Consider the following 18,803-nt stretch of genomic DNA (forward strand, 5'->3'; position numbering starts at 1 on the left):
CCATTCACAATATCTGATTGTATTTAAGGGGACTAACGGATAGTTTTGATGGAACACTTCAACAAAAACGATGGATGAGTTTTAGATATGGATATCGATGCGTTGCGCAGCTTTCTTGCTTTTGTCGAAACGGGAAGTTTCACTCGTGCTGCCAAGCAGATCAATCGCACCCAATCAGCATTTAGTGCACAAATGCGTAAGCTGGAAGACGAACTCAGCGTCAGCTTGTTTGAAAAAGAAGGTCGCAACCTAGTATTGAGTGAAGCAGGGCTGGCACTGCGCTCTCACGCCGAGCAATTGGTTAACTTGCACAATCAAGCACTGAAACAAGTGAAGCGCTATGAAAACAAGCGTCCTCTTCGCTTAGGTTGCCCAGAAGATTACAACGACAATATCCTGCCTAAAGTCATTCGTGTATTACAACAATCTGAACCCACGTGTTCGATTCAAGTCTTCAGTGACCCCAGCATCACCTTGAGAGAAAAGCTGGATGAAGGAAAGCTAGACGCCGCTATTGTGACAAGAGCACCGGACAGTGAAGAAGGTTACTGGCTAGCAAGCGACAAAGGCGTGTGGATTGCTAACCCTGACTTTGACATCGAGCACGCCCAACCTCTCCCTCTCGCCCTATTCCAAACCGACTGTAAATACCATGCGGCAGCAGTAGACGGATTAACCAAACGTGGTACTCCTTATCAACTACTGGCGTGTTGTAATACGGCCTCTGCACAACGAGCAATTGTACGCTCAGGCATGGCTATCGGTGCGATGGGCAGTATTAGCGTTAGTGAGGATCTTAAGATCTTAGACGATATGCCGTCGCTACCTTCCGTGGATATCGTGTTGGTCACGGGTGTCGAGCCTCATCCGATACTGGATAAAGAATGCTTGGCGCAATTGGTTGAGTTAATGGCTTAACTGGATTCGCTAACCAATCACAAAGTTAAATTCGCCCGTTAATCGCCCGTCGATTCGTATAGTCTCAAACTGTAGATAATCACGGGCTTTGCCACCCCACCACTCGTTACCAGTTCGCCCTTTCAAATAAAGCTGAGTCGTTAATAACTCTTTCCCTCCACGCCATAGTTTGACGTGGATGTGGGGAGGTCGAGAGCTGTATGGAACCGGAAATAACGTTTGAAAAAGGTAATTCCCATCTTCGTCAGTTAAAACTGCACCAAAACCTGCAAAGTGAGTATCAAACTTATCATTATTTGGCTGCTTAGGGTGATCGTAAATCCCCTGCCCATCGCATTGCCAGATTTCTACTTTGATGCCTGAAACTGGGTTTCCCGATGTATCTACGACTTTACCTTGAAACACGATAGCTTCACCGACCAAACCTTCTGATTGCAGAATCAAGTTTTGACGAAGAGGAATGTTCACTACTGGATAAAATGGCCCTTCAGTTTGTGCTGGCGTTGGCCGGATTGGTGCTTTCGCTTTTAAAGAGGGTACGAACAACAATGTCCACAGCGCTAAAAAGTGTCTTCTTTCCATGGTGCCACCAATACAATTGCGTTGAATTAAGTTTGGGGGAACTTGAGGAATTTGCCATGACGAATATAAAAAATGCCCCTACAAGAGAGTCATTCGCAGAGGCACTGTGGAACTAAATGATGAGTGTTGATTGAAGGATTATGCGGCTTCGAACGCCAATGCTTTCTTCTCTACCTGACGGAAAATAAGAGTTAGCACACCATTTACCGTTAAATAAAATGCACCTGCAATACCAAATACCGTCAACGTATCGTAGGTTTGTGCATTAATGCGCTGCGCGTAACCCATCAGATCCATGATCGTAATCGTGCTTGCTAGTGACGTGCCTTTGAAGACCAAAATCACTTCGTTCGAGTAAGCCGGAACAGCACGACGAATGGCGTATGGCAGCAGCACTTTCAGCGTTGCGGTTTTGTTCATGCCTAATGCACGACACGCTTGCCATTGACCGGAAGGAATCGCGTTGAATGCCCCTTTGAACAACTGAGTACTGTACGCCGCGGTATTCAACGCTAACGCCAACATCGCACAGAACCAAGGTTGGCTTAACCATGTCCAAAATACGCTTTCTCTTACTGCGTCAAACTGACCCGGACCGTAGTACACCAAGAAGATCTGTACCAACAAAGGCGTACCTGTGAACAAGGTGATGATGCCACGACTTACCCAATGCAAACCCCTAGTACGTAGGATCAGAGTCAGCGTCATCATCAAAGCTAAGAGGCAGCCCACAACCAAGGAAGCAGCGGTCAATTGGAGGCTAGTGCCTAAGCCATCCAGCATTTGCCAAACGTGTTGTTCGTTCATGCGGTCGCCTCCTGTCCCATGCTCATGCCTTGAATTGAGAACTTCTTATCAATCAGTTTGACGGCACGTTGTGTAATCAAAGTAATGCCTAAGTAAATCGCCGCAGCGGTTGCGTACCATGTAAACGCTTCATGGGTCGCTGCAGATGTTAGCTGCGCTTGTTTCAACAAATCCGTCACGCCAATCAGTGATACAAGCGCGGTGTCTTTCAGCAGAACCAACCATTGGTTAGTTAAACCTGGTAGTGCGTGTCTTACTGCTTGTGGCAAAACAATGCGAACAAAAGCGTGTGCTTGACTGATGCCGAGTGCACTTGCAGCCTCTCTCTGCCCTCTTCCAACGGCTTTCAATGCGCCACGTAGAGTTTGAGAAGCATAAGAAGCGAAGATCAATGACAACGCCACCACGCCAGACAAGAACGGGCTAACTTCAATAAAATCGCCGGTGATTAAAAACAGAACCTGAGTCGATCCAAAATAGATGAACAACACGACAAGGATTTCTGGCAAGCCACGTACAATCGTCACAAACGCCGTCATTGGCCATTTAACGAAAACGCGGCGAGACATTTCACCACTGACGAATACCACTGCCAGAATCAAACCGACTAAAAGGCTTGTGAAGGCCAGTTGGACAGTCATCCAGCTAGCTTGAACAAGCGATAAAGAGTAACCCGTTAGTGCCATATTACTTACCGAAGTACTTGTTGTAGATTACGTCGTATTCGCCGTTCGCTTTCACTGTTTTCAGTGCCGTGTTCAGCTTGTTCACTAGCTCGTCGTTACCTTTGTTTACTGCGATACCGAAACCGTTACCGAAGTATTTAGGGTTAGTAACGTGCTCGCCCACGTACGCTAGGTTGTCTTCTTTCTTGAACCATTCTGCTACAACTGCCGTGTCACCGAATACAGAATCAATACGGCCATTCTTCATATCGATGAATGCGTCTTGGTAGCTTGAGTAAGGAACCGCTGTTACGCCAGGCATTTGCTCAATCAGGTAGCTTTGGTGTGTTGAACCGTTTTGAACACCAACACGCTTACCTTCTAGTGCTTTTTGATCGGCCACTTTTTCTTTGATAGAAACAAACGCTGCTGAGTTGTCATAGTATGCATTCGTGAAATTCACTTGCTCCAAACGCGCCTCAGTAATGTCCATTGCAGAGATTGCCGCATCGTAGCGCTTGAATTTTAATGCTGGGATCAGGCTGTCAAAAGATTGGTTGTGGAAGGTGCATTTTGCTTCGATTTCTTTACATAGTGCATTCGCCAGATCCACATCAAAACCTTGGATTTGGTTGTTTTCATCCATGTATTCGAACGGTGCGTACGTCGCTTCCATCGCGAATTTGATCTCTTCTTGTGCTGCTGCGTTTGCTGCCATAGTTGCAGAAGAAAGGCCGATTAGTGAAGCTAGTAGAATCTTTTTCATTGCAATACTCCGTGTGTACTTAGTGGGCTGACACTCGCAATGACAGCCGAGCTTATCTGTTAAATAGACTGAACTTTAAAAACGTAATTTAGTGATTTAGGTAGTCAGCAAACTGGGCGGTTTGCGGATTAGAAAACGAATCATTTGTGCCGTGCTCGACGATGTGTCCTTTTTCTAAATACAGTACGTGGCTAGCGATTTTCTTAGCAAAATCGACCTCATGCGTTACTACGACTTGGGTGATGCCAGTTTCGCTTAAATCTTTAATAATCTTAACGACTTGGTTAGTAATTTCCGGATCAAGCGCTGCGGTCGGTTCATCAAAAAGCAAGACTTCCGGTTTCATCATCAATGCACGAGCAATCGCCACACGTTGTTGCTGACCACCAGAAAGCTGCATCGGCCATGCATCCGCTTTGTCTGCCAAATGCAGCGTTGCGAGAATTTGCATTGCTTGGTTCTTCGCTTCTTCTTTATCCATGCCAGATACTTTTACCGGAGCCTCAATCAGGTTCTCCATCACTGTCATGTGCGGCCATAAGTTGTACTGCTGGAACACCATGCCTACTTTACGACGAAGTGCTAAACCTTGTTTCTCTTTGATTTCAGTAGAGAAATCAAAAACATCATTTGCGATGTTTAGCTTGCCGTTATCCGCCCCTTCAAGAAGGTTAAGAACACGTAGTAGAGAGCTCTTCCCTGCACCACTCGGACCGAGTAACACCAGTGTTTCGCCGCTTTCACACTTAAAGCTGACATCGTGAAGCACTTGTGTCTCACCGTAGGATTTATTGATTCCGCTTACCTGAATAGTCATGCTGACATACCGCATTAATTGTCACTTGGCATTTATATTACTCAAAAGGATTTTTTATGCAATAAAAATGTATAAAAATTAATTTTGTTAAATTTTTGTATGATAAGCAATCAATACAACAGAGAATATGACTGGTTTAATCAGTTGGTTTTAACTGAAATTGTTGATGAAAATCCAACAATATGATGGCAATCGAAACAAGGTTAAAATTCTGGTTACTTTTGTGCTTGTGTAGACGGAATTTTGAGTCTTTGAACGTACTACACCCGACGCAGACCTTCTCATTTTTGCCGGGCTTCCCCCCTCGATTTCCGGTAAAGCCTTCTATCGGCGGGTTCCTGATTAGGACTTTGTGAATGGACTATAATTTCTCTTTGTATTCTGGCCCTTAATTCGAGTCATCTAAGTATGAGTGAGATAACCCCATGTTGAAGTCGCATTGTTTTTCTCTCATTGCACTTGCTTCTCTGAGCTTACTTTCTATACCCAGCGTTTGGAGTAGAACAGCAATCGTGTTACCTGGATTGCATGAACAGGGTATTGATCTTCAAGATAAGCCTATCTCTGCTGCGGCTACACGTGAATGGGAACTGGATTATGCTGATATCTTATTCGGCGCTTACGAAAGTAAAAGTCATAATGAGCGTGTACAAGCACTTGGTTACATGTACAACCAAAAGCTGGAACTTAACTCAGGTTGGCTGGAAAACGATATACGTAACCAAGCAAAACTGAATGGAGTTGACTACGAAGATTTCTTTCTCCACTTTTCTGAAGACACTATCCTAGCTGAAGTCGACTCAAGCCATGGCGAGAATACTCTACTCAATCGAAAACCGATGATCGTTGGCTATACCGCCAGCGCTGACCACGCCGGTTTTTGGCTATATCAACCACCGCCATGGGATGCTGATGTATTTGGCCAGGCGAATAATGGTGGAGCCCTCTATGTCTATCACTCAGAGAAGTTCGACCGCTTAGCCTTTACGTTCTCTCAGTTTGCTCAAGGCGGCAGCTTCACGATTGAATACCCTTCTGCTATCGACTCGTTTGGTCGGGTAACTGAATGGAAAAGCTTCGCGATTAAAAAAGACAAAACTGAGAACATGACTAAAAACCAAACAGTAAACTGGTCTGTTCCTTCGGATTGGGTTCGCGCTACAACGCATGATGGTAGCGGAAAAACTTATGGTGGCGGTCAGTACTTTGGCTCCACCTTTTTACGCGACGGCGGCCGCCTTTACTTTGCGAAAATTACTTGGCATGACGACAACATAGAAAACCGCCCACGTCTCGAAAACATTCAACTCAAAAATAGCTTCCCTGCCGTCAATATCTCAGGAGCACCAACGGAGACACCGGAAGGTCAAACCATTCAACGCTGGCGTAAAATTCGTGGCTTCGACAAATCTGCAGATCGAAACCAAGACAATTATCTTTCTTGGAATGAATACAAAAACCGTTCGAATAAGAATGCAACGGCCCGATTTCGTTGGGAGTCACGGGTTATTCCATTTGGTCGTATGTGGAATCAAACCTCTTCTTGGGCATTGACCAATCTCGGTAATCCCGTTTTTACCAATACAATGCGCCACTATTACCAAGCTGAATGGGCGAAACAAGGTTTAAATGGTGCGTACAACGACGATACGAATAAGTTACTCGGTGCAAATCAGTTCTACATATATTCCGGAGGCACAGTGGATGAGCTTGGTTTGGTGGCGGGTAGCCAAGCTGCTGACGATGCGTACAAAGCGCAATTCTCGGCGTTCTTGAATAAACTGGTAACGCAGGATGAAGATGCGTTAATTGGCCTCAACATAGGTACGGCAAACTTATTCGGTCGTAATGGGCAAAACCACTTGGTTGACGCTGGCTCCTTGTACTTGCGCGAGCACTACCTTTTCCCTTCTACCGGCTTTAGTGGCTATGCTGGGTTAGCTAAGTTTTGGGATAACTCTGCACTCGCCAAAGCTGGCCAGAAAGTGATTTATCAAGCGACAACGCGTTATGGTCGCGTTCAATACTTTGGTAACACAGAAAACAATTGGAAACAGGACCAATACTCTGCACTAGCGGTGTTCTACTTAAACTATCACCCTGAGCGCATTTACTTTAATCAGTGGAACAATGGCTACTTATACGGAAGTAATAACACAACAAGTGACAACTTCTGGAAGGCAGGCGTACCAAAGAATATTGCTTATCAACCTAGCGCCTTGCTTGCCGTTGATTTGGGAGAGCCTGCCAATCAAATACCAGAGGGATATCAGGCGACTCCGCTAATGATGTCCACCAGCACGCCCTATTCCGCCGATTACACGGTGATTGGAGATGCTTCTATGAGCAAAGTAGCTCACCCTGACTTGCCTAATGGCGCTATCGATTTGTTACCAACCCATACGTACTTTGCGTATCACTCAGACGATACGGTAGTGATGCATGGCCCTACAGAGATGGTGTTAGCCCGCGAATTCACCAAAGGCCGAGTTCTGTATCGAACTGATTTCTTTGGCAAGAATATCGATTATTTCTCCTCACCGAAGATAACTATCGCACTTCCAGAACCTATGCGACCTGTAGATCAAGACGGTAACATCGGCGACTATGTTTCTCACATTGAGATCGGCGGCTACGAAGGGGTGTTCTTGCTGTATTAACTCCCTTTCAACCACTCTGACTAAACGCTTCATAAATCGCCGTTTTTATGCTTAACGTCACTGAAAAAAACTTGTTCACTGAATCTTTATAAACCGATGTATATACTGAAGTAAATGACAACGACAAGGAAATTCAGTCACATGAAGACGACACCTTCAATGCTCTCTGTTCTGCTGCTATCAGCATTATCTACTCATGCAAATGCGGACGAATGCGGAAAAATAACCATCGCAGACATGAATTGGAATTCGGCCAGCTTAATGGCGCACATCGACCAATTTGTCTTAAATGAAGGCTACCAGTGCGATGCGGAATTGATCCCTGGTGATAGCGTTCCTACAGGCACCTCTATGATTGAAAAGGGACAGCCTGACGTTGCGCCAGAGTTATGGACAAACGGTATTAAAGAAGCACTTGATAAAGGGATTGCGGATAAACGCTTGCGCATCGCTAGTGAATCGCTTGTCAATGGTGGTGAAGAAGGGTTTTGGGTTCCCGCCTATCTGGTAAAACAGTATCCAGAACTCGCGACGATAGAAGGCGTCATCAAGCACGCCAAACTATTTGAACACCCAGAAGATGATGACAAGTTCGCGTTCTATAGCTGCCCTGCTGGTTGGACATGCCAAATCACCTCCGGTCACTTGTTTAATGCATTAGGGTTAAGTGAGCACGGCTTTGAGATGGTTGACCCAGGATCTGGCGCAGCATTAGCTGGCACCATCGCCAAAGCCTATGATCGCAAAATGCCTTGGTTTGGTTACTACTGGTCACCGACCCCCGTATTGGGCAAGTATGATATGGTCAAAGTGGATTTTGGTAGCGGAACAGATTTAGAAGAGTATCGCAACTGTACCACTCAGCCTGATTGCGCTTCACCAAAAGTAACAATGTACCCACCTTCTCCAGTTCGCACAGTAACAACTGAGGCGTTTGCGAGCAAAGAACCCCAAGCATTCGCGTACTTGCAGAAACGCGGATTTACCAACGAGCAAATGAGTGAAATGCTGGCCTGGATGGAAGATAACTACGCGGACGGTGAAGAAGCGATGTTTTACTTCTTTAATACCTACCCTGACTTGTGGAAAGGCTGGGTATCTGAAGACGTCGCGGTGAGAATCGAAAAAGCGCTTTGATGATTAATACTTAAAGTGCCACAAATCATTTAACCTCCCATACCGTTTGAATAAACGGTATGGGAGACTCGTCAACGACTCGTTAATACATGGTGTGACCATTCAATGTTTCTTTAGGAATCTCTTGCAGAGCGTCCCAATGTTCAACAATCTTCCCATTATGATCAAAACGAAAGAAATCCATCGTCACGTATTCAATATCATTAGGCCATGTTTGGTGAGTGTGTAGTGCCACCAAGTTCCCTTCAGCAATGGCTCGCACAAACGTAATGTCTTTATTGGGATACTCATTTTGCATCCGCTCAAAATACTCGATAAAAGCCTCGGGGCCATTTCCAACTAATGGATTGTGCTGGATGTACTCATCACCTACGTAGTCTTCAACTGCCTTTCTTGGGTTACCTCTATAGGCGGTTTCGTAAAACGCAATGGCATTTCTTTTATTCTCTTGCAGATCCATTTTTCTTACCTGTGTTGCTCCATCTTGCGGATAACGGTAATCATAGTCTTTGAACTTCAGAAGTGACTGAACATCGCGCACAAAAAAGGCCGCTAAACAGCAGCCTTCATCACTTCTACTTGGAATCATCGCCTTTCATCGCTTAAACCACACCACCAGCACCGAGCATAGAACGCTCACTGTTCTCCACCAGCAACGCGGTTGCGGTTTGTTTCAGTGTTTCCCATTCTTGGTCTTCGACAAAGATACCATTTTGCCAAGAAGCTTGTTGCGTGCGGCTTAACTCATCTCCTTCAATGTGGGTGGTATACCCTTGTGCACTTTTCTCGATATCGAAATCGTTCACGGAGAGCTCGATAACCATACTATGCAAATCCGTATCATGCCCATCAAACTGATCCGAGAAAAAGACTTCTGGCGCGATTCGTCCACGGTTTAACACATAAAGCGTTCGCTTGGGACTAGAGCCATTGACCCATTGTGCACGGCACGCAATGCCTTTTGCAGAGAGCTTCAACAACTCACTAAAACCTAGCCAACGGTTATGGCACTGCGTCAACGTGATAGTAATCGACTTACGGTTAATCATTTTCTCAAGTGCGAAATCCAACACAGCGGGTAAATGACACGCTACACTCCCGTTGTGCAGTTCTACCTCTATGCTTGACGGCGTACTGTTGGTCACCGATACGGCGCAGTCTGAATCTAACCCAAGAAACAGACTGGCGTTATTAAAATGACGAACTCCATGTAAGCCAACCATTTGCAAGTCCGCCACCATGTTCGCAATGACATCCGCCTCACCACAGTGACGGCGCATGCCAAGAAATGCCTTATTAACCGCGGCCACCAATTCGTTGTGAGAGACGATCATAATGCAAATCCTCCACTGATTTTTTGATTATCACTTTGCGCAATTTCGTCACGTGGCGGCATGCTAGGGAAAATCCATGTGTCTGCCAGTTTAGGGTCGTGAATTTCATCTAACAACGGCGCACCTTGGAAGAAAGTTACTCGAACCCAACGATCCGAGCGCGGATCAAACTTAGTCGCGCCAAAGATCGCCAATTTACAGCGCAATAAGTGCATTGGTAACGCATCTTTACGCAGCACGTTCATTTGAATATCCCCCATCGCGCGGCTACCTAACGTCCATACGCGACGTGTGATCGAACGATAAGCCGGTTTTTGCAATAGAAACTCTGCTACGGACATTTCTACATCACAGTCAAGCAAGGCCTGGTACAAGCGATTCACTTGTCTGCCGATATCAAGCGGCAGTTCTTTTTCTTCTCCAGCCTCTTCCCCGCGAACACCAAGCCTTGGCTCTTCTTTATCTTGTGAGCGATACCAGAACCAGTAGTTGTTCTCGGCTAGTGAGTAATCCGCATCAATCGCCCAGCGGTACTTGCTTTGCAACACTTCCAGTAAATCTTGGATCTTTTTCCCGCCCGGAATAGATAACGTTTCATCCGTATTCATTTGGCTAGCAAATTCATCCACTAAAGATGGGTAGAGTTCGATCAAGCAAGAGGTGAGGATTTCTTGGGCTTCCACACTCATTGTTTTCTTATGCTCGACCAAACTCGCCCAGTTCGGATGTAATGCCATTAACGTTGTTAGCTTCGATAGCAGTTGTTTGATGTCTGCTATCGCTTGATGATTGAGCCTGTCTTGATGTTCATTGATGGTGATGACTTGCTCTAAATGACGCTGTGCTTTTTGCAGCAATCCTTGCAAAGGAGCATGGAACGACGCTTCACATGGCATCGCAAAGACTCGCGCTACCGCACGTTCACGAGAGGTCATCCATTGGTCAACAATACACGGATGATTAATCAAGTATGGAGCCATACCTAAGCCAGTAGCATTGCCGACACCAAGGTAGCGCTGCAAGCCACGATGCAAAGCCACCGCGTTGTCGCCACCTTGTTGAAGTGCCAGATAGTGCACCCAATCTAGGCTGAATTCACGCAACATATATACTGCACACATTTGCGCACTAAAAGACTGGCTGAAATCTGAGTTGTTCTCTAACAGTTTGAAATCGGCGATACCAAACTTTCCGTTACCATAAACAGCTGTGGTACGCAGGATATAACCCACTTCCGCTAACTCTTTCGGCTCAGGCTGCTCGCCTTGAGAAAGCGCGCTAACAATGTGCTCAAACACGCGCACACTTTTGTTTGCGCGAGCAAGAACAAGTACGTTGTTTGGATTACGTCCCGCTTCTTGCAGCGGTACATTTTCTCGCAATCTTTCCAACAAAGTAACATCAACATCGCCTTGAACCAGTGCAAATGTGACGTCCCACTTTTCAGCAATTACGCGATCATTACGCTCGTCGTCGGCAATTTCATCACAGAATACCACCAAATGATAAACGTGCTCTGGCGTGGTCAATTTGTAAATCACATGACCATAACCACGAGGACAAAGCTGCCACTCATGCTTGGTTACTTGCCAGTTTTGGCTTGCCATATTACGAATCAGACTGCGAACAAAGCTGATTCGGTTTTGGTGCATTGCGCCAAGCCTTTCGGCTGCCATGACAATCGCTGCATCGCGCATAGTTGCTTCCGTATAAGTAGAACGATGTGCATCCATTTTGCTCACCACCTATTTGTTATTGTAAGAATACTAGGGTTTGTGCGGATGCAGGAGGAAAACACCCGCACAAGCTCCACGTTGTTTGAATTGGATAATTGTTATAGCCCTTGCTCTTTCGCCATTTTGATTGCAATTTGTGGCGCATTCCAAAGTGACGGTAACAGAATCAACGAAACCGGAACCGCGGTAATAACAATGAAAAATTGCAGAGCAGAGATGCCACCAGAGCCAAGAGAAATCAGGATTAGTGCCGTCACACCCATCATTACTCCCCAGAAGGTACGGATGATCGCATTCGGCTCCGTTTCACCACTGATCACGACACTGATTGTGTAGGTCATTGAGTCGCCCGTCGTGACGATGAAGATCGTGGTTAAAATCAGAAATAGAATTGAAGTCAGCATTGGCATTGGTAGTTGCTGAGTCACTGCAAGCAAAGCACCTGGCAAGTTAAAGCCTTCAAACGCCGCACTCACGCTACCCGGTTCAGCAATTTCAAACGCAAGGCCTGAGCCGCCCACAATCGTGAACCAAAAACAGGTGGTTAACGGAGCCACAATACTGATGGTGGAAATAACTTGGCGAATAGTGCGACCACGGGAAATACGCGCAATAAAGATTGCCATCATCGGACCATAACCCAGGAACCAGCCCCAGAAAAATACTGTCCACCAACTTAGCCAACCTTCGTCACCGCGATAGGTCGCCATTGGGATAAAGTTATCCAGCATGCTCCCTACACCTTGAATATATCCGTTAAAGATAAAATTCGTAGGGCCAAAAAACAGGATGTAAACCATCAATGCCATTGCCAGAATCACGTTGTAACGACTAAGCAGTTGCATGCCTCGGCTTAATCCACTGAGTGCTGACAAGGTGTAAAGCGCAATCGCAAACAAGATGATGATAAGCTGAGTGGTAAAGCCATCAGGGATATCAAACAACGCATTTAACGCGTAGCTAACCTGCAAGCCCAGAAACCCAATTGGACCAATGGTGCCCGCGGCTACCGCGATAATGCAGCATGCGTCAATCAATGCACCGAGTTGGCCTTTAAGTGCTCGTTCGCCCAAGACTGGGTAAAGCAAAATACGGGGTTTTAGTGGTAAACCTTTGTCGTAATGTAGGTGCATCACCACGATGGAAGTTAAGCTACCTACAATCGCCCAAGCTAGAAAGCCCCAGTGCATAAAGGATTGCGACAACGCATTCACCGCACCTTGCTGCGGGTTATCTTGCGCGCCGTACAAAGGAGGTGGGCTAACATAATGCGCGATAGGCTCAGCCGCGGCCCAGAAAACGCCACCACCAGCCAATAAGGTACAGAAAATAATCGCCATCCAGCGGAAAGAATCCATTTCTGGTTTTGCAATCCCGCCCAACATCACCTTGCCTGTTCGCCCTGCAGCCAAGCCAAGACCAATAAGAAAAGTGAGAAGCAGCAGTAACTGCCAGTATGGACCAAATACCTGAACTGCCCAGCTAAAACCGGCGTTAACGATTGTAGATAACAGCTCGCCGTCATAAAGTGCAATAGCAACGAACAACGCGATGAAACCACCGCTATACCAAAAGGCCGGGTTATTCAGTCCTAATTTGTCCGTCGTGTTTTCTGTTGTTGATGTGTTGTGTTTTGCTTTCGACTTGCCCGATGACACGCTCATCGTGGAAGCTTTCATGCTATTGGTTAAATCAGACATACTCTGGCTCCAGAGGTTCTTTGCAGCAGCCAAAGACTGGCTACAAATGTGAGTTTTACGCCTGCCGTATTGTTATTATGTGGGCAGGCGGTTCCTACTTTGGGGAATGCTATGAAATAGGCTCTAATCCTTCTTTAAGGAAGTTGAACCAGTTTTCACCCAATATTTTTCCAGCCTCAGATTCACTGAATCCGTGACCCATTAATCCGTTGTAGATGTTCTCCATCCCTGCGCTGCCGCAGAACCATGGCAGCGCATCTGGCCATCCCGAGTTACTTGCTGAACCTTCGCCGTAATCCATCGCTTTTGACCAACGACCGTTGCGCATCCACTCCAACACTTGTTGCGGCTGATTTAGGCACAAATCGCTACCGATACCTAAATGGTCAACGCCAAACATGTCTGCGGTTTTCGCAACCATCTGGCAGAAATCATCCAGCGTGCACTGGCTGCCATTTGGCAAATGGAACGGATATAAACTGAATCCAATCAAACCACCGCGCTCCGTCAGTGCTTTGATCACGGTGTTGGACTTGTTGCGGAGTGCGTCATGCGCAAACGTCGGGTTAGCATGGCTGATACAAATTGGACGCGAAGAAAGATCGATGGCTTCCAACGTAGAACGCTCCGCACTGTGGGACATATCAATGATCATCCCGACTCGGTTCATCTCTTCAATAGCTTGCTTACCAAAGCGAGTTACGCCGGAATCGTTTTGTTCGTAACAACCTGTCGCCAGTAAGCTTTGGTTGTTGTAGGTCAGTTGCATGATCAGCAGACCTTGGCGGCGCATCACTTCAATCAGACCAATTTCATCATCGATAGGTGAGCAATTTTGCGCGCCGAAGAAGATGCCGACTTTGCCTTCTGCTTTGGCTTTTTCTACATCTGCCATTGAATAAATAGGCATGATGAGGTCCGCATTTTGCTCGAAGCGCAAGTTCCACTCAGCAAAACGCGTTAAGGTTTCGCGCGCAGTTTCGTGGTAGACGATGGTGGCATGAACGGCAGTAATGCCACTCGCCTTAAGCGTTTGGAAATACTCTCGATCCCAATTGCAGTACTGCAATCCGTCAATCACAATCCGTTGTTGGTACATAACCACTCCTTAAACAATTTCTTAGCCTTTCAGTGCGGGTAACTGACACCATCAGCTACCCTGCTGTTCTTAGTAAGGGCGCTGATAAGCGGTTTTCACCACGGTGTAGAACTCTTTGGCGTACTGCCCTTGCTCACGAGGGCCAAAGCTAGATTCTTTACGGCCACCAAATGGGACGTGATAATCTGTACCCGCAGTTGGCAAGTTAACCATGACGCAGCCCGTTTGGACTTGCTGTTTGAAGATCGCGCTATTGCGCAAGCTTTGCGTGATAATGCCGCCTGTCAGGCCAAAGCGCGTATCGTTCGCGACTGCAATTGCCTCATCCAGATCAGAAACGCGAATCACGCTCGCCATTGGCGCAAAGACTTCTTCTTGGTTCACTTCCCAGCCATTCTGTGTATTTAAAAACAGAGTTGGTGACATGTAGTAACCGTCATGCTCTAGGCTCAGACGCTCACCACCGAAAGCCAGCTCCGCGCCTGCTTGGCGTGCGTTTTCGATCCACTCAAAGTTCGCATTCAGCTGGTTACCATCAACAACAGGGCCCATGAATACGCCCTCTTCTAGAGCGTGACCCACTTTAAGTTCGCTCATGCGTTTGATTAGCGCCTCAACATACGCGTCGTGAATTCCGTCCATAACCACAAGACGAGAAGACGCGGTGCACTTTTGACCTGCACCCGAGAATGAGCCTGCGATTGTCGCTTCGACAGCAATCTGAATGTCTGCATCATCTGCCACTACGAGCGCATTTTTGCTACCCATCTCTAGCTGACAACGCACAAAATTTGGTGCCGTTGCCGCTGCAACTTTACGGCCAGTGCCCACAGAACCAGTGAAGCTCACGCCGTTCACTTCCTTCGAATTAATAAGGGTATTACCGACTTGCGAACCGCTACCCAAAACGAGGTTAAACGTGCCGGCAGGTAAACCTTGGCGATGGATAATCTCTGTCAGCGCAACGGCACTTGCTGGGGTTAGGTTGGCAGGCTTCCAGACGACGCTGTTGCCAAACGCAAGTGCTGGCGCGATTTTCCAAGCCGCTGTTGCTGTTGGAAAGTTCCAAGGAGAGATAATGGCGATAACGCCGACGGCTTCACGAGTAACTTCAACGGAGACACCTGGACGGACGGAAGCAGCGTTATCGCCAATTTGACGCAGAACCTCAGCAGCAAAGTATTGGAAGAATTGGCCAGCACGGTATATCTCACCTCGACCTTCAGCAAATGGCTTACCTTCTTCACGCGAAAGTAAGGTGCCCAATTCGTCACATCGTGCAATGAGCTCATCACCAATCGCTTGTAGCACTGCTTGTTTGCGCTCGATTGGTGTTTTTTCCCACTCTGGCTGCGCTGATTTAGCCGCTTGAATCGCTTGCTCTACTTGCGACACGCTCGCTTGTGCAAAATCACCAATGTTTTCGCTGATATCAGAAGGGTTAATATTGGCGATGGTGTCCATGCCCGATTGCCACTCACCCGCTATATAGAGGGATTTTTCTGCTTGAACATTGTTAATAAAAGTCATGGTTCTTTCCTTGTTCTTCCGATTTGTGATGGCAAGCCACCCACTCACTGATCTCTAATTATTCTTATTGGATTTATTCTGGTTGGCTTGCCGACGCGTAGACAACAAACTCCACCAACATCTCTTCTCGCGCTAACCCTGCAACCACCATGGCGGCGCGATTTGGGTACGGCGCTTCAAAATATTCCGCGTACACTTGGTTAACGGTTTTTAAGTATTCTCTGTCGGTCACGTAAATCAGGACCTGTAATACCGAGTCCAAAGACTCCCCTGCACACTCCAGGGTGTGAATGAGATTGTTAAAGGTTTGGCGTGTTTGTGCTTCGATACCGCCTTCCACAACCGCGCCTGTGTCATCAATAGGAATTTGAGCCGTATACAGGGTTCCGTTGTTGACTATCGCCCATTCAAGCGGCGCTTTAGAAGCAAATAGACTGGTTTTAACTGGGTGTTTTTTAGTAGGAGTATTCACGTGCCTTTCAACCTTTGTAACAGCTTTGTTTCAATATGGTTAAATGATGCACATTGACAGGCGATAAATCTAACGGTAAATTTTTGACATTTGATAAATTAAACTTATCACTCTATTTAAAATAACGTAAATAAAGGGATTAAGAGGCATTAGGGATGAGTATTAAGCTTCAACAATTAATGCATTTTGTGATGGTAGTCGAGGAAGGAGGCTTTCGAGCCGCTTCACATCGTGCAAATCGTTCTCAGGCGGCACTGTCAACATCGATAAAAGAGCTTGAAAAAATTCTAGGGCAAACGCTGTTTGAACCCGGAAACAAAACCAAATTGACCCCGTTTGGTGAAATTTGTCTTCCCAAAGTGGTTCAGTTTCTCAATATCTACAGTGCACTAGACAACGATCTCAAAGCAGCCGCTGCCGGACAGCAAGGGAGAGTGCGAATTGCGAGCGTTCCTTCTGTTGCAGCGAAGCTCATTCCTAGCGTGTTGGGCGCCTTTTGCGAACAGTATCCAAATGTAGAAGTAAGCTTGATAGACGATAATGCCGCTGGCGTCGAGGCTCGCCTACTCTCCGGTGAGGTCGACTTAGCGCTCGGTAACCCCTCTCACCTCGATGAGGGCGGCATTGACTTTACACCGCTGTTAGCCGATCCAATAGGCGTGGTGTGTTTAAAGGACAACCCTATTGCGAGTCATCCAGAAGGAATCGAGTGGCAAACTTTGTTGGAACAACCCTTTATCCGTAACGGCACTTGTACACTTCTCGATCCAACCCCAGCAAGAGCTCTGAGTCAGCAAGCGCTCTATTCGGTCGAAAATATTACTTCGCTGTTTTCTGTCTTAGAACTTGGGATTGGTGTCACGACCCTACCGAAGCTTGCTTTCCCAACCAATGAAACACGCTTGGTTTGGATTCCGCTTATCGATCCACCACTTGAAAGGCAAATTGGTATATTTACGTTAACCGATCGCACGATCTCGCCTCAAGCTAAAGCATTTCACGATCTTTGTGTGCATTATTTAAACTATCAAAAAGAAGATAAATAATGGTTCGATTAACATGCGGATAATTAAAAGCCTCCATATTCAGAGTGGAGGCTAATTTGTATTTGTGTAGTCGCTTCGTTTTATTTTTTGCGACGATTTCGGTTCTTATACACCACGCAAAAGTTACCACGCTTGGTACGACACTTTGAGCAACGTTCGCAATCTACTGGTGCGCGATTGCCTTCTTTCCAACGTTTGATCAACTGCGGCTCAGCCAATAAAGGGCGTGACACAGCAAAAAATTGGATATCTGTGTTTTCTGCAATTTTCTCAATCGCATCAATGTCGCTCAGCCCGCCGACAGTAATCACCGGTATGCTAACGTCCTGACTGATCACGTGACCATATTCGTGAAAGTAACCTTCTTTTTGTAGTGTGTAACCATCGAACGTTTGACCAACAAGTTCGTTTGCTTTGCCGTGAATATTGCCAGACACGACGATCGCATCAACGCCTACTTCTTCAAGTGTCTTACAGACGACGCGAGTTTCATCGAACGTTAAACCGCCGTCAAAGAACTCAGTTGCCGTCAGTTTAACGAGGATGGGAAATTCGCTTCCAACCAGCTTTCTGGTTTCAGAATAAATTTCTAAAAGAAAGCGCATGCGATTTTCTAAGCCACCACCATATTCGTCTTCGCGACGATTATAGTACGGGCTTAAAAACTGGTTAATTAAATAAGTGTGCGCCGCATGAATCTCTACGCCGTCAAAACCAGCGTCTTGAGCACGTTTACTCGCCAATGCGAATGCCTTTACGATGTAGTCTATTTCGTCCTTTGTCATCGCTTTGCCTTGCGTATTTGTACCACGCTCAGGCACGTCACTCGGAGCGAAGATGACACGCTCACCGACGTTATGGGTGGTTTTGGTGCCACCGTAAGCAAGTTGCATCACGATTTTAGAATCTTGTTGATGTACTAGCTCTGTTAGCTTTTTGTATGCTTCAATAAAAGAGTCGTTGTAGATCCCCATCATACCTGCGTTGGGTTTCTCTTCTTCAACGATATTGGCATAACCCGTAACAATAAGCCCAACTTCCCCTTTCGCAAGCGTTTCGTAAATATCGTAAAGCTTTTCCGTCATGTGACCATCTTCGGTCGCCATGTTCTCCCACGTTGCGCTCCTCACAAAACGGTTCTTTAGGGTCATGTTGCCAATGCGGGCTTCGGAAAACAAAATGCTCAAAACCAGTCCTCTTAAAGTTGTCTTTATGTTTTATCTTTTCGCAAGTAAACAAGATCGAAAAAGGAACAGCGATACACGATGTATGGCTGTTCCTTCTCTGAATCCTTGAGACCTGCAAACTACAGGCGCACCTTAATGCCTCGGAGACGACAAAACTTTAATCTGGGTTAAGGTTTAGTGAGTTTTTAGATTATGTAAAAGGATGATTCTTAATCGTGTTCATTTCACTGGAGTTAAGATGCTTCCTCTCCCACTTTCAGTAGTAAAACTTGTGTATTTCGCTAGCAGGTGATTCAACTCAAACATTCACATTGTTAGTTTGTATGCTGCTATGAGAACTAGCACTC

17 protein-coding genes are annotated in these 18,803 nt (G+C 46.3%); 4 read left to right on the plus strand and 13 right to left on the minus strand.

Annotated features, from left to right (window positions below):
• Window positions 1-87 precede the first annotated feature (87 nt).
• Window positions 88-918 (plus strand): LysR family transcriptional regulator, encoded by an 831-nt coding sequence (locus R7Q46_RS01305; RefSeq protein ID WP_318077237.1) that lies wholly within the window; start codon window positions 88-90, stop codon window positions 916-918.
• Window positions 919-927: 9 nt separating this feature from the next.
• Here R7Q46_RS01305 and R7Q46_RS01310 read toward each other — a convergent pair whose 3' ends face one another.
• The 5 genes from R7Q46_RS01310 to artP form a co-directional block, all read right to left on the minus strand.
• Window positions 928-1,500, minus strand: a complete 573-nt coding sequence (locus R7Q46_RS01310) for a protocatechuate 3,4-dioxygenase (protein WP_170893285.1) — start codon at window positions 1,498-1,500, stop codon at window positions 928-930.
• Window positions 1,501-1,638: 138 nt separating this feature from the next.
• Entirely contained in the window at window positions 1,639-2,307 is a 669-nt protein-coding gene (artM, locus tag R7Q46_RS01315; protein ID WP_170893286.1) for an arginine ABC transporter permease ArtM, read from the minus strand.
• Window positions 2,304-2,993 (minus strand): arginine ABC transporter permease ArtQ, encoded by a 690-nt coding sequence (gene artQ / locus R7Q46_RS01320; protein ID WP_170893287.1) that lies wholly within the window; start codon window positions 2,991-2,993, stop codon window positions 2,304-2,306. Before artQ ends, artM begins: the two co-directional genes overlap by 4 nt.
• Before the next feature lies 1 nt (window position 2,994).
• Complete coding sequence (locus tag R7Q46_RS01325) at window positions 2,995-3,738, minus strand: arginine ABC transporter substrate-binding protein (protein WP_005388572.1); 744 nt, start codon at window positions 3,736-3,738, stop codon at window positions 2,995-2,997.
• An 88-nt stretch (window positions 3,739-3,826) separates the two neighbouring features.
• Window positions 3,827-4,555 (minus strand): arginine ABC transporter ATP-binding protein ArtP, encoded by a 729-nt coding sequence (artP, locus tag R7Q46_RS01330; RefSeq protein WP_104970792.1) that lies wholly within the window; start codon window positions 4,553-4,555, stop codon window positions 3,827-3,829.
• A 425-nt stretch (window positions 4,556-4,980) separates the two neighbouring features.
• Here artP and R7Q46_RS01335 point away from each other — a divergent pair, with 425 nt between their 5' ends.
• Together R7Q46_RS01335 and R7Q46_RS01340 are read left to right on the plus strand one after the other, a co-directional pair.
• A complete protein-coding gene (locus R7Q46_RS01335) occupies window positions 4,981-7,215 on the plus strand; it encodes a hypothetical protein (protein ID WP_318077238.1) in 2,235 nt (744 codons plus the stop codon).
• Window positions 7,216-7,356: 141 nt separating this feature from the next.
• Window positions 7,357-8,352: an ABC transporter substrate-binding protein gene (locus R7Q46_RS01340; RefSeq protein WP_005375798.1), complete on the plus strand. Its 996-nt coding sequence runs from the start codon at window positions 7,357-7,359 to the stop codon at window positions 8,350-8,352.
• A gap of 82 nt (window positions 8,353-8,434) precedes the next feature.
• Here the strand turns inward: R7Q46_RS01340 and R7Q46_RS01345 are convergent, their stop codons facing one another.
• From R7Q46_RS01345 to R7Q46_RS01375, 7 genes are all read right to left on the minus strand, one after another.
• Window positions 8,435-8,812, minus strand: a complete 378-nt coding sequence (locus tag R7Q46_RS01345; RefSeq protein ID WP_005390944.1) for a nuclear transport factor 2 family protein — start codon at window positions 8,810-8,812, stop codon at window positions 8,435-8,437.
• A 142-nt stretch (window positions 8,813-8,954) separates the two neighbouring features.
• Window positions 8,955-9,686, minus strand: coding sequence for a DUF3726 domain-containing protein (locus R7Q46_RS01350; protein WP_158173123.1), 732 nt, complete (start codon window positions 9,684-9,686; stop codon window positions 8,955-8,957).
• Window positions 9,683-11,419 carry a hypothetical protein gene (locus R7Q46_RS01355; protein ID WP_318077239.1) on the minus strand — a complete coding sequence of 579 codons (1,737 nt, stop codon included), beginning with the start codon at window positions 11,417-11,419 and terminating at the stop codon, window positions 9,683-9,685. The genes R7Q46_RS01350 and R7Q46_RS01355 overlap by 4 nt, the downstream gene beginning before the upstream one ends.
• Window positions 11,420-11,520: 101 nt before the next feature.
• Entirely contained in the window at window positions 11,521-13,122 is a 1,602-nt protein-coding gene (locus tag R7Q46_RS01360) for a BCCT family transporter (RefSeq protein WP_318077240.1), read from the minus strand.
• Window positions 13,123-13,231: 109 nt separating this feature from the next.
• Window positions 13,232-14,221: a membrane dipeptidase gene (locus tag R7Q46_RS01365; protein WP_005388594.1), complete on the minus strand. Its 990-nt coding sequence runs from the start codon at window positions 14,219-14,221 to the stop codon at window positions 13,232-13,234.
• Window positions 14,222-14,290: 69 nt separating this feature from the next.
• Entirely contained in the window at window positions 14,291-15,751 is a 1,461-nt protein-coding gene (locus tag R7Q46_RS01370; RefSeq protein ID WP_053307779.1) for an aldehyde dehydrogenase family protein, read from the minus strand.
• Between the two features lie 73 nt (window positions 15,752-15,824).
• Complete coding sequence (locus R7Q46_RS01375; protein ID WP_005375789.1) at window positions 15,825-16,223, minus strand: RidA family protein; 399 nt, start codon at window positions 16,221-16,223, stop codon at window positions 15,825-15,827.
• Window positions 16,224-16,378: 155 nt separating this feature from the next.
• Between R7Q46_RS01375 and R7Q46_RS01380 the strand changes: the two genes are divergently transcribed.
• Complete coding sequence (locus R7Q46_RS01380) at window positions 16,379-17,269, plus strand: LysR family transcriptional regulator (RefSeq protein ID WP_005375788.1); 891 nt, start codon at window positions 16,379-16,381, stop codon at window positions 17,267-17,269.
• A gap of 80 nt (window positions 17,270-17,349) precedes the next feature.
• Here the strand turns inward: R7Q46_RS01380 and R7Q46_RS01385 are convergent, their stop codons facing one another.
• The gene (locus tag R7Q46_RS01385; RefSeq protein WP_318077241.1) at window positions 17,350-18,456 is read right to left on the minus strand and encodes an NADH:flavin oxidoreductase; all 1,107 of its coding nucleotides are present in this window, start codon (window positions 18,454-18,456) and stop codon (window positions 17,350-17,352) included.
• Between the last annotated feature and the right edge of the window lie 347 nt (window positions 18,457-18,803).

Source organism: Vibrio sp. 811 (assembly GCF_033339195.1).